The organism is Candidatus Nitrotoga fabula (genome assembly GCF_905221025.1).
In the GTDB taxonomy this organism is placed as follows: Bacteria; Pseudomonadota; Gammaproteobacteria; order Burkholderiales; family Gallionellaceae; genus Nitrotoga; species Nitrotoga fabula.
In genome coordinates, this window is record NZ_CAJNBL010000005.1 from 76,368 (window position 1) to 90,845 (window position 14,478).

Annotated in this window: 16 protein-coding genes; 15 read left to right on the plus strand and 1 reads right to left on the minus strand. The window is 51.1% G+C overall.

Features of this window, described 5'->3' with window-relative positions:
* Window positions 1-169: 169 nt before the first annotated feature.
* A complete protein-coding gene (dnaA, locus tag KJA68_RS01265) occupies window positions 170-1,543 on the minus strand; it encodes a chromosomal replication initiator protein DnaA (RefSeq protein WP_213035107.1) in 1,374 nt (457 codons plus the stop codon).
* A 440-nt stretch (window positions 1,544-1,983) separates the two neighbouring features.
* Between dnaA and rpmH the strand changes: the two genes are divergently transcribed.
* The 15 genes from rpmH to atpA all read left to right on the plus strand — a co-directional run bounded on the left by rpmH (window position 1,984) and on the right by atpA (window position 14,475).
* Window positions 1,984-2,118: a 50S ribosomal protein L34 gene (gene rpmH / locus KJA68_RS01270; RefSeq protein WP_213035108.1), complete on the plus strand. Its 135-nt coding sequence runs from the start codon at window positions 1,984-1,986 to the stop codon at window positions 2,116-2,118.
* Window positions 2,099-2,458: a ribonuclease P protein component gene (rnpA, locus tag KJA68_RS01275; protein ID WP_213035109.1), complete on the plus strand. Its 360-nt coding sequence runs from the start codon at window positions 2,099-2,101 to the stop codon at window positions 2,456-2,458. Before rpmH ends, rnpA begins: the two co-directional genes overlap by 20 nt.
* Window positions 2,455-2,667 carry a membrane protein insertion efficiency factor YidD gene (gene yidD, locus KJA68_RS01280; RefSeq protein ID WP_420887617.1) on the plus strand — a complete coding sequence of 71 codons (213 nt, stop codon included), beginning with the start codon at window positions 2,455-2,457 and terminating at the stop codon, window positions 2,665-2,667. The genes rnpA and yidD overlap by 4 nt, the downstream gene beginning before the upstream one ends.
* Before the next feature lie 20 nt (window positions 2,668-2,687).
* On the plus strand, window positions 2,688-4,334 hold the full coding sequence (gene yidC / locus KJA68_RS01285; protein ID WP_213035110.1) for a membrane protein insertase YidC: 1,647 nt from the start codon (window positions 2,688-2,690) through the stop codon (window positions 4,332-4,334).
* The gene (gene mnmE, locus KJA68_RS01290; RefSeq protein WP_213035111.1) at window positions 4,309-5,658 is read left to right on the plus strand and encodes a tRNA uridine-5-carboxymethylaminomethyl(34) synthesis GTPase MnmE; all 1,350 of its coding nucleotides are present in this window, start codon (window positions 4,309-4,311) and stop codon (window positions 5,656-5,658) included. Before yidC ends, mnmE begins: the two co-directional genes overlap by 26 nt.
* 408 nt (window positions 5,659-6,066) lie before the next feature.
* Window positions 6,067-8,007, plus strand: a complete 1,941-nt coding sequence (gene mnmG / locus KJA68_RS01295) for a tRNA uridine-5-carboxymethylaminomethyl(34) synthesis enzyme MnmG (RefSeq protein WP_213035112.1) — start codon at window positions 6,067-6,069, stop codon at window positions 8,005-8,007.
* Entirely contained in the window at window positions 8,004-8,624 is a 621-nt protein-coding gene (gene rsmG, locus KJA68_RS01300; RefSeq protein WP_213035113.1) for a 16S rRNA (guanine(527)-N(7))-methyltransferase RsmG, read from the plus strand. Before mnmG ends, rsmG begins: the two co-directional genes overlap by 4 nt.
* Window positions 8,625-8,626: 2 nt before the next feature.
* A complete protein-coding gene (locus KJA68_RS01305) occupies window positions 8,627-9,424 on the plus strand; it encodes a ParA family protein (protein ID WP_213035114.1) in 798 nt (265 codons plus the stop codon).
* Window positions 9,421-10,266, plus strand: a complete 846-nt coding sequence (locus KJA68_RS01310) for a ParB/RepB/Spo0J family partition protein (RefSeq protein ID WP_213035115.1) — start codon at window positions 9,421-9,423, stop codon at window positions 10,264-10,266. Before KJA68_RS01305 ends, KJA68_RS01310 begins: the two co-directional genes overlap by 4 nt.
* 35 nt (window positions 10,267-10,301) lie before the next feature.
* Window positions 10,302-10,700 (plus strand): ATP synthase subunit I, encoded by a 399-nt coding sequence (locus KJA68_RS01315; protein ID WP_213035116.1) that lies wholly within the window; start codon window positions 10,302-10,304, stop codon window positions 10,698-10,700.
* Window positions 10,697-11,557 carry a F0F1 ATP synthase subunit A gene (atpB, locus tag KJA68_RS01320; protein WP_213035117.1) on the plus strand — a complete coding sequence of 287 codons (861 nt, stop codon included), beginning with the start codon at window positions 10,697-10,699 and terminating at the stop codon, window positions 11,555-11,557. Before KJA68_RS01315 ends, atpB begins: the two co-directional genes overlap by 4 nt.
* A 58-nt stretch (window positions 11,558-11,615) precedes the next feature.
* Window positions 11,616-11,858, plus strand: coding sequence for a F0F1 ATP synthase subunit C (gene atpE, locus KJA68_RS01325; RefSeq protein ID WP_173054147.1), 243 nt, complete (start codon window positions 11,616-11,618; stop codon window positions 11,856-11,858).
* 34 nt (window positions 11,859-11,892) lie between these two features.
* Complete coding sequence (locus KJA68_RS01330; protein ID WP_213035118.1) at window positions 11,893-12,363, plus strand: F0F1 ATP synthase subunit B; 471 nt, start codon at window positions 11,893-11,895, stop codon at window positions 12,361-12,363.
* Window positions 12,364-12,368: 5 nt separating this feature from the next.
* Window positions 12,369-12,902, plus strand: a complete 534-nt coding sequence (locus KJA68_RS01335; RefSeq protein WP_213035119.1) for a F0F1 ATP synthase subunit delta — start codon at window positions 12,369-12,371, stop codon at window positions 12,900-12,902.
* Between the two features lie 31 nt (window positions 12,903-12,933).
* Window positions 12,934-14,475, plus strand: a complete 1,542-nt coding sequence (gene atpA / locus KJA68_RS01340; RefSeq protein ID WP_213035120.1) for a F0F1 ATP synthase subunit alpha — start codon at window positions 12,934-12,936, stop codon at window positions 14,473-14,475.
* The last annotated feature ends 3 nt before the right edge of the window (window positions 14,476-14,478 follow it).

The window sequence follows — 14,478 nt, forward strand, 5'->3', positions numbered from 1 at the left end:
TTTCAATTTTTAATGAACAATTAACTATTCTTTTTTATTTTCAATATATTGGAATATAAAAAAGATTGTGGATAAATTCTGTTTTCAAATGGTAAATATTGTGTATAGTTTTTTTGAAGAAAAATTTTGGTTGTTTATCCACAAAATATGCAGGTCATTTATCAGAATATTAATTTCGCAAAGTCTGATTCAGCAGAATAAAGTCTTCGTTTAGCGCTGTATCCGTATTGCGCAGACTTTCAATGGTCTTGCAGGCATACATGACTGTTGTATGGTCACGGCTGCCAAATGCCGCTCCGATTTCCGGAAGGCTTAGCTGCGTCAGTTCTCTTGCCAGGCACATTGCAACCTGCCTGGGCCTGGCAATCAGCCGGGTACGTTTTTTGGACAGAAGATCTGAAACCTTGATGCGATAAAAATCAGCCACGGTTTTCTGGATGTTTTCCATGGATATCTGTTTGTTCTGGCAGGCCAGAAGGTCTTTGAGCGCTTCTTTGGCCAGTTCAACCGAAATAGAACGTTTATGGAAACGTGAATAGGCGTCTATGCGTTTAAGAGCCCCTTCCAGTTCGCGGATATTGGAACGGATATGTTTGGCGATGAAAAAGGCCACATCTTCGTTGATTGGATTATTGGAAAGAGAAGCTTTCTGCAGCAGGATGGCAACCCGCATTTCTATGCCGGGAGGTTCAACTGCAACCGTCAGACCCCAGCTGAAACGGGAAGTCAGTCTGGGGGTCATGCCTGATATTTCCTTGGGGAAGGTATCGCAGGTAATGACAACCTGCTTGTGCCCATCGATCAGTGAATTCAGTGTATAGAAAAATTCCTGCTGGGTTCCGGGTTTATCTGCAATAAACTGAATGTCGTCGATCAGCAGCAAATCCAGCGAGTTGTAGAATTGCTTGAATTCATCGAATTTTTTAGTCTGAAAAGCGCGGACCACGTCTGAAATATAATTGGTGGCATGAACATAGCAAATTTTTGCATGCCTGTTTTCCTGTTTTATGTAATTTCCAATGGATTGAATTAAATGAGTTTTGCCCAGCCCTACTCCACCGTAGATAAACAGGGGGTTGTAGGTTGTACCCGGAGTTTCGGCAACCTGAATGGCTGCCGCATGTGCCAGCTGATTGGCTTTTCCGGTTACAAAATTTTCAAAGGTCAGCAACGGATTGAGCTGGCTTTGATTTTTATGTTTATTCAGTGAAAGCAAAGGCACGGAAGGAACCGGAGCAGAACCGGGTACTTCATCCATGAGTAAAGCTGGAGATTTCGCAGTGAGCGAATCAATGGGTTTGTCTCCCACACGCAAACTGAAGCTGGGTGGACAGGAAAGATATAATTCTGCTTGCCGTGCAATTTCCGGTAAAAAACGTTCCTGAACAATTTTCAGTGTAAAGCTGTTAGGAGCAATGAGGATTATCTGATTGCCCTGTACCTCAAACGATAGAGGTTTGATCCAGGAGTTATATTGCTGTGGGGTGAGTGTTTCTTCAAAAAAAAGAAGACATGAATTCCATAATGTATTGTCTTGCATCATTTTTGGATAACAGTTCGATTATATCGGTGAATATTCTACTACATCACTGCCATGCAAGTTCTTTGCTGTAGCTAAGTGATTCAGAATGCACAAAAAATTTGTTGCCAGTCGGTTTTGTGGAATTCCGGTTGTTTTGGCAATTCTGGAATCATACATTCATTCAGGGAAAAATGGTTTTTCAGTTATTTGCTGCAAGGGATATTGCAGGTTTGTTTTTTTAATTTTTATTTCAATTCAGTTTTTTAGATGGTAATTTCGAACCAATTCATTGATTTTATTTATTATGTCGTTCATTCACTGGTTTTGAACATCAGGAATGGATTAGAATTTTATGCAAAATCATTTTTCAGCATGGGGTTCAGTAAAATAAACTTGACATTAATCACCGTAAATAATGTAATAGCGGGTTTTAAAGCATATATTCATCAGGGACATTCATAATGAAACGTACATATCAACCTTCCGTAACGAAAAGAAAGCGCACTCATGGTTTTTTGGTTCGTATGAAAACTAAAGGTGGAAGAGCGGTAATCGCAGCTCGCAGAGCAAAGGGTCGTGTGCGTCTTGCCGTTTGACGCCAGGAAAACTTTTCCTGCATGCCGCCGGCTCAGGCAACGGACAGAATTCGAGTTGGCGCTTCGTGCTGATTGTTTCAGTAATAAATGGTTTTCCGTTTACATACGAAAAAATGAGAGTGGCTATTCCCGTCTTGGAATAATAGTCAGCAAAAGAAGCATGCCCAAAGCAGTATCCAGAAATTTTGCAAAGCGCCTGATTCGAAATATTTTTAGGATTCATTTTTCTGCTGAAGCCCCGGTTGATCTGGTGGTTCGTGCAAGGCGACAGTTTGATTCTGAAAATTCTGCCGAGGGACGAAAAGCCCTGATCGAACTATTTCAATCTGTCCGCACATGATGCGGCGACTCTTTATCCGCCTGATCGGTTTATATCAATATCTGTTAAGTCCGATCATGCCGCCAACTTGCCGCTTTACTCCATGTTGTTCTCAATATGCCCGAGAGGCGATCGAAAAACATGGTGTTTTGCGTGGCGTCTGGCTGGGCATGAAGCGCGTGATTCGATGCAACCCCTGGAACCCAGGTGGTTATGATCCCGCCCCTTAGATTTACATAGGCAAAACCATATGGATTCTCAAAAGGTGTTCAGGTCGTTACTGTTTCTGACATTCACAATATCGGTCGTTTTATTGTGGGATAGCTGGCAGCGTGCGCAACATCCGGTGGTGCCGGTTCCTTCTGCGGCTGTTTCAGGCACGGACGTACCTCAGGCCAGTATGCCAGCTGTCCCGGCTGGCCCTGGAGCGACTGCCGTTACCGTCCAGCCTGGTATTCAGTCCGGCCGTGTTGTTACGGTTCGAACCGATTATCTGATTGCAGAAATCAATACGGCAGGTGGAGATTTGCGACGGCTGGAATTTTTGCAGCAGCGCGACAGCAAGGACAGGAATAAACCTTTTGTGTTGTTGCAGGAGCATGGGTCGCATACCTATATTGCCCAGACCGGTCTGCTGGGCGCCGGATTGCCTAATCACCAAACGGAATTCGCTGCCCAGGCAGAAGAGTATCAGCTTGCCGAAGGTAAGGATACGGTCGAGGTCCGACTGCAAGCCATGAGCGCGACCGGGGCAAATGTTTCGAAAATATATGTGTTTCATCGTGGCAGCTATCTGATCGATGTAGGCTATGAAATTGAAAATACGGGAACCAGCCCGATTTCTTCTTCTGCCTATTTCCAGATTGTGCGCGATAAATCCACTCCAGAAGGTTCGTCCATGTTCCTGCCTACCTATACGGGAACAGCGATCTATACCGAGCAGGATAAATTCCAGAAAGTGGATTTTGCCGATATTGAGAAGGGTAAGGCCAAGTATACCCAGACTGCTGATAACGGTTGGGCGGGCATGCTGCAGCATTATTTTGTGTCGGCCTGGCTGCCACGGGAGAAGGTGCAGCGGGAATTTTATACCCGTCATCTGAAAAATGACCAGTTTTCGGTTGGTCTGGTTTTGCCGGTGGCGGCGATTGCAGCCGGGCAGACCGGTAAAATCAGCGTGCCGTTTTATGCCGGCCCGGCGCAAACTTCACTGGATGCAATTGCACCCGGCCTGGGGCTGACGGTGGATTATGGTTGGCTGACGATTATTTCTACGCCATTGTTCTGGCTGCTTTCCAATTTGCATGGCTGGGTATCCAACTGGGGGGTTGCCATTATCCTGTTGACTGTATTGATCAAGCTGCTGTTTTTTCCATTGTCTGCGGCCAGCTATCGTTCCATGGCAAAAATGCGGGTTGTGGCGCCAAAGCTTGAGAGAATCAAACAGCAATTTGGGGATGACCGTGAGCGTTTGCACAAGGCCATGATGGAATTGTATAAAACGGAAAAGATCAATCCGCTTGGGGGATGTTTGCCAATGATCGTCCAGGTGCCGGTATTCATTGCCTTGTACTGGGCTATCCTGGCCAGCGTCGAATTGCGGTATGCCCCGTTCTTCGGCTGGATCGAAGATTTGTCAGTGCCAGATCCCTATTATGTTTTGCCGCTGATTATGGGAGCTACCATGATCCTCCAGAGCAAATTAAATCCTGTGCCGCCTGATCCTTTACAGGCCAAGCTCATGAAAACCCTGCCTATTATATTCAGCGTAGTGTTTTTCTTTTTCCCGGCCGGGCTGGTGCTGTATTCCATAGTGAACAATATTCTTTCTATTGTTCAGCAGTGGTACATTACCCGCAGACTGGAGACCAATGCAAAAGGTGTCGCAAAGACCTGAAACGATTGCTGCCATTGCTACCCCTCATGGACAGGGAGGGATAGGTGTGGTCAGGCTTTCCGGTTCTGATCTTGCTTCAGTGGCAGCTCAGCTGCTGGGAAAAGTACCGGAACCCAGGCGAGCGACGTATGCCTCGTTTCTTGATTCGCACGGACAGGCCATGGATCAGGGCATTGCCCTGTTTTTTCCCGCTCCGCACTCTTACACCGGGGAAGATGTCCTGGAATTGCAGGGTCATGGCGGTACAGCCATACTGCAAATGGTGCTTCAGCGTTGTCTTGAACTGGGTGCGCGTCTTGCGCAACCAGGAGAATTCACCCAGCGCGCATTTTTAAACAACAAGCTGGATCTGGCTCAGGCTGAAAGTGTAGCGGATTTGATCGCAGCGACTACCAGCCAGGCTGCAAGGAGCGCCATGCGATCCTTGCAGGGAGATTTTTCCCGGGCGGTGCATCGTCTGGTGGATGAGCTGATCCTGCTGCGCATGCTGGTTGAAGCCATGCTGGATTTTCCCGAGGAAGAAATTGATGTCCCGGATACCATGCAGCGGGACACGCGCTTATCCGTACTGCTGACCGAGCTGGAAAAAATCCTGAGCCTCGCAAAGCAGGGTAGTCTGCTGAGGGAAGGCGCCCATATTGTACTGGTCGGGCAGCCTAATGTCGGAAAATCCAGCCTGCTCAACCGGCTGAGCGGAGGGGATATCGCGCTTGTCAGCGAATTTCCAGGTACGACGCGAGACCTTATCAGCCAATCCATCCAGATCAGCGGGGTTCCGCTGCATATCATTGATACCGCCGGTTTGCGCGAAGCGGAGGACACGGTGGAAAGGATGGGGATTGCGCGTACGTATGGAGCCGTGAATAAAGCGGATGCCATTCTGGTGCTGATGGATGCCAGCCGGGGTAAAACCGATCCTGACCAGAAAATACTGGACGAACTGCCGCTGGAAATCCCGCGCCTCTATATTTTCAACAAGATTGACCTGCTTGCCCGGCCTGGGTTTATGGAAGAACACTGTGGCGAATGCCATATTTATTTATCCGCAAAAACAGGCGAAGGGATCGATTATTTGCATCATAAATTGCTCTCGCTGCTTGGCTGGCATCAGGAATCCGGAATATACATGGCGCGGGAGCGCCATGTTCAGGCGCTGATGAGCTCAAAAAATCATTTGCAGCGGGCGGCAGGAGAAATCGTGCGCCCGGAGCTGTGTGCGGAAGAGCTGCGGCTGGCTCAGGAGAGCCTGAATTCCATTACCGGGGAATTCAGTGCAGATGATCTGCTTGGGGAGATATTTGGGCGGTTCTGCATCGGAAAATGATGAAGCAGCTCGGCATTTTTCCCTATTTCAGGGTTTCTTTGCATTTGATCGGAAGGATGCCATTCGATTTCCTCTTATGTCAAATGGGGTCTGTAACGGATAAGCTTGGGTTTCAGTTTATTAACAGGAAAAGATCATTTTCAGAAATGAGCCGGTTCCGAGGTAATTATCCGGAAATCCCGGATCGTTCAGGGGAAACAGGTCACTCAACTACCGAAAAAAATGGATAGGAGTGATTGACTGGGATCGGTACGGTTTCAGGGCCAGATGTGGTTTCACGTGAAACCACAACAGGAAGTGTCCCTGTAGGACAGGATTCAGGGTTGAGCCGGTTTTCATGTATGATGCGCTCATACCTTAAAATAAGGTGCCGTTGTATTTTTCTGTTTATAGTCGGTCAGTATCAGGATGGATTTTCCAAATAAATTTGACGTAATCGTAGTGGGGGGCGGCCATGCCGGGACCGAGGCTGCGCTTGCCAGTGCGCGTATGGGGTGTGCGACGCTTTTACTCACCCATAATATCGAGACGCTTGGGATAATGTCGTGCAACCCGTCTATCGGCGGGATCGGCAAGGGTCATCTGGTCAAGGAGATCGATGCCCTGAGCGGGGCCATGGCGGCAGCCATTGATGAATCGGGCATTCAGTTCCGCATGCTTAATGCGTCGAAGGGGCCGGCGGTGCGTGCCACGCGCGCACAGGCCGACCGGGTGCTGTATCGGCAGGCTATTCGCAGGCGGCTGGAAAACACGCCGAATCTCTGGCTATTTCAGCAGGCTGTGGAGGATCTGATGGTAGAGAACCATCGGGTGCAGGGTGTGATGACCCAGCTTGGTCTGAGTTTTAAGGCGAAGACGGTGGTGCTGACCACCGGGACGTTTCTTTCCGGGCTGGTGCACGTTGGGCAGTCCAGTTACCGGGCAGGGCGGGCCGGCGACCCGCCTTCGGTTAGTCTGGCGCATTGCCTGCGTGAGCTGGATTTGCGGATGGGCCGACTGAAGACCGGTACTCCGCCGCGCATTGACGGGCGCAGCATAGCGTATTCCGGTTTGATCGAGCAGCCCGGCGATCTTCCGGTGCCCGTTTTTTCATTCATGGGACGGGTGGAGCAGCATCCGCGGCAGTTGTCATGCTGGATTACGCATACGAATCCGCGCACACATGAAATTATCCGGCGCGGACTGGATCGTTCACCGATGTTTACTGGGGTCATTGAAGGGGTGGGGCCGCGCTATTGTCCATCCATTGAAGATAAGATCACCCGGTTTGCCGACAAGGACTCGCATCAGATTTTTCTGGAGCCGGAAGGTCTGGACACGCACGAGGTGTATCCGAATGGAATTTCGACCAGTCTGCCTTTTGATGTGCAGCTTGAGCTGGTGCGTTCGATAAAGGGCCTGGAGAATGCCCATATCATGCGACCGGGGTATGCGATCGAGTATGATTATTTTGATCCGCGGGGTTTAAAGCATTCTCTGGAAACCAAAGCGATCCGGGGGTTGTTTTTTGCCGGGCAGATTAATGGCACCACAGGGTACGAGGAGGCAGCCGCTCAGGGATTGCTGGCCGGGATCAACGCGGCCCTGCTCGCGCAGGACCGGGAAAGCTGGCATCCTCGCCGGGATGAGGCGTATCTGGGAGTGCTGGTGGATGATCTGATTACGCGCGGGGTATCTGAGCCATACCGCATGTTTACCAGCCGCGCCGAATATCGTTTGCAATTGCGCGAGGACAACGCGGATCTGCGTCTGACGGAAACCGGTCGCCGCCTTGGGGTGGTGGGGGATGTCCAGTGGAAGGCGTTTGAAATGAAGCGCGCGGCAATTGCAGGGGAGGAGGCACGGCTGAAATCGACCTGGGTGAATCCGAAGCTGTTGCCTGCGGAGGAAGCGGAGCGTGTACTCGGCAAGGGAATTGACCGGGAGTATGCGTTGTATGAACTGTTGCGTCGACCGGATGTGAATTATGTCAGCCTGATGACGTTGCCTGGAGCGGGGGATGGGGTGGCGGATGAAACGGTTGCCGAGCAGGTGGAAATTCAAGCCAAGTACCAGGGGTATATTGCACGTCAGCGGGAGGAGATCGAGCGCAATGCGCATCATGAAAACATGCGGCTGCCGGAAGCGATGGATTACCGCACGGTACCGGGCCTTTCGATCGAGGTGCAGCAAAAGCTGAACCAGCATATGCCGGAAACCCTGGGGGAGGCGGCGCGCATTTCCGGAATTACTCCGGCGGCGGTTTCTCTGCTGTTGGTACATCTGAAACGGGGTTTTCGCAGTCCGACTGCAGATGCGGAATCCGGGCCGTTGCCAGCAGGGCGCGGTAAAGAGCAGAGAAGCGCGTGAATCAGGCTGAGGAACTGGCACTTGGAGTTGCCCAGCTGGGGCTGGAGTGCCCGCCGGATGTGCAGGGCAAGCTGTTGCGCTATCTGGAACTGCTACAGAAATGGAACCGGGTGTATAACCTGAGCGCGATCCGGGAACCGGGACAGATGGTAAGTTATCATTTGCTGGACAGTTTGGCTGTGCTGCCTCACCTGTGGCCAGGCCGCTGGCTGGATGTGGGCTGCGGTGCAGGTTTGCCCGGCCTGGTGCTGGCGCTGATGCGGCCGGAGTGGGAATTTGTTCTGCTGGACAGCAATCGCAAGAAAACGAGTTTTGTACAGCAAGCCAAAATTGAACTGGGATTGCGGAACCTGAGTGTATGTTGTGCGCGTGTTGAAACCTGGCCGATGGATGAACGGTTCGATGGCATTATTTCCCGCGCCTTTGCCGAGACGGCCAAGTTTGTGGCGCAAACCGGCCATCTTTTGGCGCCGGGCGGGCGCTGGGCTGCGATGAAGGGGGATGCGCGGCAGGAGCTGGAAAGGTTGCCTGATACCGTTCTGGTGGAGCAGGTGGTTCCTTTGCAGGTGCCGGGACTGGCTGCGGCACGTAGTCTTGTTGTGTTGAAACGTAACTGAATATGGTCAAGATACTTGCGATTACCAATCAGAAAGGGGGGGTTGGCAAAACCACCACTTCCATCAATCTGGCCGCCAGCCTCGCTGCCCTGAAGAAGCGTGTACTGCTGATCGATCTGGATCCCCAGGGAAATGCAACGATGGGCAGCGGGATCGATAAGCTCAGTTTGTCGGCAACCATTTATCATGTGCTGCTGGGAAGCAGGCCATTGCAGGAGGTGCTCGTCCGCGCTGAAACGGGAAAATATGATCTGCTGCCCTCGAACCGCGATCTGGCTGGAGCCGAGATCGAGTTGGTTGACCTGCCGCAGCGCGATACCCGGCTCAAGGATGTGTTGCGTGACGTGTCGGAAGAATATGAGTATATATTGCTGGATTGCCCGCCGGCGTTAAACCTTCTTACCTTGAATGGATTGTGTGCAGCGGGGGGGGTCATGATTCCGGTGCAGTGCGAGTATTACGCACTGGAAGGGCTCAGCGATTTGCTGAACACCATCCGCAAAGTTCGGTCCGGACTGAACCCCCTCCTGGAAATGGATGGGGTGCTGCGCACTATGTACGATCCGCGCAATACCCTGGCCCAGCAGGTATCAGATCAGCTGCAGCAGCATTTCGGCGAGAAGCTTTACCAGACGATTATTCCGCGGAACGTGCGGCTGGCTGAGGCACCCAGTTACGGAGCACCGGCACTGCATTACGACAGGACATCCAAAGGGGCACAGGCTTATCTTGCTCTGGCAAGGGAACTGCTGAAAAGTCAGGGAAATCTGCGCAAACCGAAACGGGAGAAAGTGATTTGAAAAAACCGAGCAAGGGATTGGGGCGTGGTCTGGATGTGCTGCTTTCGGGTAATGTTAAAGGACAGGGCGATGTTTTAAGCGAGGTGGAAATCGATGCGCTCAAGCCCGGAAAGTATCAGCCGCGCAGCAGGATGGACGAGGCTACACTCAGGGAACTGGCTGCGTCGATCAAGGCGCAGGGAGTCATGCAGCCCATTCTAGCCCGTTCGCTGGAGGATGGTGGTTATGAAATTATAGCCGGTGAACGCCGCTGGCGGGCAGCCCGGCTTGCGGGGCTGGACAGTGTACCGGTGCTGGTGCGCAAGGTTGCCGACCAAGCCGTGCTGGCCATGGCTCTGATTGAAAACATCCAGCGCGAGAATCTTAATCCTCTGGAAGAGGCTGTCGGGATTCAGAGGCTGATTGATGAGTTTAAGATGACGCACATTGCGGCTGCGGATGCAGTGGGCCGCTCGCGCAGTGCGGTAAGCAACCTGCTGCGTTTGCTGAAGTTGCCAAGGACGGTACAGGATATGCTGATGGAGGGCCGGATTGACATGGGGCATGCGCGCGCGTTGTTGGCACTGAACGGTGCGCAACAGGTGGCCGCTTCCAACAAGATTGCCGCTGAAGGATTGTCGGTGCGCGAGGCAGAAAAGCTGGTACAGGACATGTTGAATCCTGTTTCCCGCAATGCCAAGGTCAAGGTAAGTCGTGATATCCTGCAGTTGCAGGAACAAATTTCCCAGCAGCTGGGAACGGATATTCAGATCCGGGCAGGGAAAAAAGGCGCGGGCAAAGTGGTAATCCATTACACCAGTCACGATCACCTGGCAGAGCTGATCGCTCGTTGGAAAAAATAGCTGAACAAATAAGTCATTGACGCAAGCAAACTAGATTGTTTATACTAGTAGGCTTGGAAGGATTAAGGATGGTTGTGGGCAGCGCGGTTAGCCGGATAATACTTGCTCAGGTAGCGGTAACTATGGCAATGGCACTGTTGCTGCTGGTAAGCGGGAGCTCTGTTGGCGCGGCATCGGCCTTGTCAGGCGGGGCGGTCGGATTCATTGCAAGCTTGGTGTATGCAAGAAAAATGCTGGCGCCGAAAGGTGGCGATCCAAAAGCATTTCTTTCGGCGCATTACCGAGCCGAAGCATACAAGCTTGCGTACACTATTCTGTTGTTCTCCCTGGTCTTTACGCAATTCAAGGATGTGCAGGTTGTGCCGCTGTTTGCGACATATATTGCAACGTTATTGGTGTATTGGGTAGCATTAATTTTTGTAAAAAGTTTATGAGTACTGAAGATCTGACGACCTCCGCCTATATCAAGCATCATCTTCAAAACTTGACCTGTACCATCCAGGATGGGCATTTTCATTGTGCGCACAGCGCCGAAGAGGCGAAGGAGATGGGGTTCTGGGCGTTCAACATGGACACCCTCTTCATGTCGCTGATGCTGGGTTTGCTGTTCCTGTTTCTTTTTGGCAGGGTGGCGAAAAGCATTAGTCCGGGCGAACCTCGGGGCATGCAGAATTTCGTGGAATGGGTGGTTGAGTTTATAGACAGCAGTGTGCGTGGATCCTTTACCGGCAGGAACGCAATGGTTGCACCGCTTGCGCTTTCCGTATTTGCCTGGATATTCCTGATGAACCTGATGGATCTGGTGCCGATCGATTATGTTTCCCTGATCACGGAGCCGTTGGGAATTGGTCATTTCAAGCTGGTTCCAACGACTGATCCGAATGCAACCATGGGGATGGCCATAGGCGTGTTCCTGCTGGTTCTGTTTTACAGCATAAAAGTCAAAGGGTTGGGTGGTTTTATCGGGGAGCTGACGCTTCAGCCGTTTGGCAAGTTCGGTTTGCCTGTCAATCTGTTCCTGGAAGGGGTCAATCTGATTGCCAAGCCGATTTCTCTGGCGCTGCGGTTATTCGGAAATATGTACGCAGGTGAGATGATCTTTATTCTGATAGCGCTCATGGGTGCGTCCTGGGTCAGCGTCTCTTTCGGAAGTACCCTGCTGTTCGGCTCGCAGATTCTTCTTTCGCTGGGGTGGGCAATATTCCATATTCTGATCGTTACGCTGCAGGCATTCATATTCATGACGCTGACCATCGTGTATCTGGATATGGCGCATCAGGAACATCATTAATAATCAACGCATTGATTTAACTTAAACACTTAACTTTTATTGACAGGAGAAAAAACAGATGGATACGGCACAAGCATTGCTATACATAGCCGGCGCAATCATGATGGGCCTTGGGGCCTTGGGTGCTGCGGTGGGGATTGGTATTCTGGGTGGACGCTTTTTGGAAGGTGCGGCTCGTCAACCTGAGCTGATTCCAATGCTGCGTACCCAGTTCTTTGTAGTTATGGGTTTGGTAGATGCGGTTCCGATGATTGCAGTCGGTATTGCCATGTACGTTCTGTTCGCGGTGGCTGGTCAGTAAGCCTGCATGCGATTAATCAAGGAAAGGTTTTTGCATGAACATTAATGCGACCCTTATCGCCCAGACGATCATGTTTGCCTTGTTCGTCTGGTTTTGCATGAAGTATGTGTGGCCTCCCATCATGGCGGCGCTGGATGCACGAAATAAACGGATTGCAGATGGTCTGGCCGCGGCGGAGCGGGGTAAGAACGAATTGGCTCTTGCGTCCAAGCGTTCTGCAGAGATGCTTCGCGAAGCAAAGGAAAAGGTATCGGAAATTATCGCACAGGGCGATAAGCGGGCAAGCGAGATCGTCGAGGAAGCCAAAGAGCAGGCCAGGGTAGAAGGTGAGCGCATTGTTGCGGCTGCCAAGGCAGAAATTGAACAGGAGGTATTCCGTGCCAGGGAACAGTTGCGCACACAGGTTACCTCTGTTGCGCTGGCTGGCGCCGGAAAGATTCTTGGCCGGGAAATCGATGCCAAGGCCCATAATGACCTTCTAGACAAGCTTGTGGCGGAAATCTGAATATTATGGCTGAAGCGATCACTGTAGCAAGACCTTACGCCCAGGCTGCATTTGAAAGAGCCCGTGAACTGGGTGACCTTAAAGGCTGGTCGGAAAAATTGCAGGCTGCTGCTGATGCGGTGATGAATACCGACGTTCGCACGATCATAACCAGTCCAGGTGCAGTCAAAAGCCAGATTGCCGATCTGATGCTTGCGCTGATCGGAAGTACGGTGAACGATAATCAATGCAACTTCCTCAGGTTGCTGGTAGAAGGCAACCGTCTTACCCTGCTTCCGGAAATCGTAATGCTGTATGAGGCAATGCGGGCGGAGGCAGAGAAAAGCCTGGATGTTGAAGTGGCTTCTGCTTTTGAGCTGAGCGAGGAACAAAAGCAAAAAATAACCGGTGCGCTGAAAAAACGCATGGGTTGTGAGATTACGCTTCGCTGTAAAACAGACCGTGATTTGTTAGGCGGGATTATTATTCGCGCTGGCGACAAGGTGATAGATGGTTCTGCGCGCACCCACCTTTCCGAATTGGCCAATGCCTTGGCTTGAAGACGGATTTATTGAGATTAAGGAAAAATAGATGAAGCTCAACCCTTCTGAAATTAGCAATTTGATTCGTAGTCGCATCGAAAACTTCGAGGCGTTATCCCAGGCGCGCACGGAAGGAACGGTGACCAGCGTTACCGATGGTATTGTGCGGATACATGGCCTTTCGGATGTTATGCAGGGGGAAATGCTGGAGTTTCCGGGTAACACTTTTGGACTGGCTCTGAATCTGGAACGGGATTCCGTAGGTGCGGTGGTGCTGGGAGATTATGAGCACATTACCGAAGGGGATACGGTCAAGTGTACCGGACGCATTCTGGAAGTGCCCGTCGGCCCGGAACTGGTTGGCCGTGTCGTCAATGCCCTTGGTCAGCCTATTGACGGGAAAGGCCCGATCAATGCGAAGATCACTGACAAGATAGAAAAAGTGGCTCCGGGTGTGATTGACCGGAAGTCGGTTTCGCAGCCTGTACAGACAGGATTGAAGTCGATAGATTCGATGGTTCCGGTAGGGCGGGGTCAGCGTGAATTGATCATCGGCGATCGTCAGACCGGGAAAACTGCTGTAGCCATAGATGCGATCATTAATCAAAAAGGTCAGGATATGACCTGCATTTATGTTGCGGTTGGGCAGAAAGCATCTACTGTTGCCAATGTGGTTCGCAAACTGCAAGAGAATGGTGCGATGGAATATACCATTGTGGTCGTCGCTACCGCCTCCGACTCCGCTGCAATGCAGTTCCTGGCTCCTTATGCTGGATGCACGATGGGAGAGTATTATCGTGATCGTGGCCAGGACGCACTGATTGTTTATGACGATTTAACCAAGCAGGCTTGGGCATACCGTCAGATTTCGCTGTTGCTGCGGCGTCCGCCGGGCCGGGAAGCGTATCCGGGCGATGTGTTTTATCTGCACTCCAGGTTGCTGGAGCGAGCGGCGAGGGTAAACGAAGAGTACGTGGAAAAATTTACAAATGGCGAAGTCAAAGGCATGACCGGATCGCTGACTGCCTTGCCAGTGATTGAGACAGCAGCCGGAGACGTGTCCGCATTTGTTCCAACCAATGTGATTTCCATTACAGACGGCCAGATATTTTTGGAAACCGATCTGTTCAATGCCGGTATCCGGCCAGCTATCAATGCGGGTATTTCCGTTTCGCGCGTGGGCGGTGCAGCACAGACCAAGGTTATCAAGAAACTTGGTGGGGGTGTGCGTCTGGCCTTGGCGCAGTATCGCGAACTGGCCGCATTCGCGCAATTCGCATCTGATCTGGATGAGGCTACGCGCAAGCAGCTGGAGCGTGGCCGCCTGGTCATGGAGCTAATGAAGCAACCACAATATGCTCCATTGTCGGTTTCAGAAATGGCGGTAACCCTGTTTGCAATTAACAAGGGTTATTTTGATGACGTTCCTGTCAATAAGGCTCTGGCATTTGAAAGCGGCTTGCATGCGTTTGTTAAATCTCAATACAAGGCATTGGATGATGCCATTGCGTCGAGCAAGGATTTATCCGCTGATAATGAGAAAATCCTTGTTAGTGCAATTGAAAAATATAAGTCCACTGCAGTCTTTTAAGCT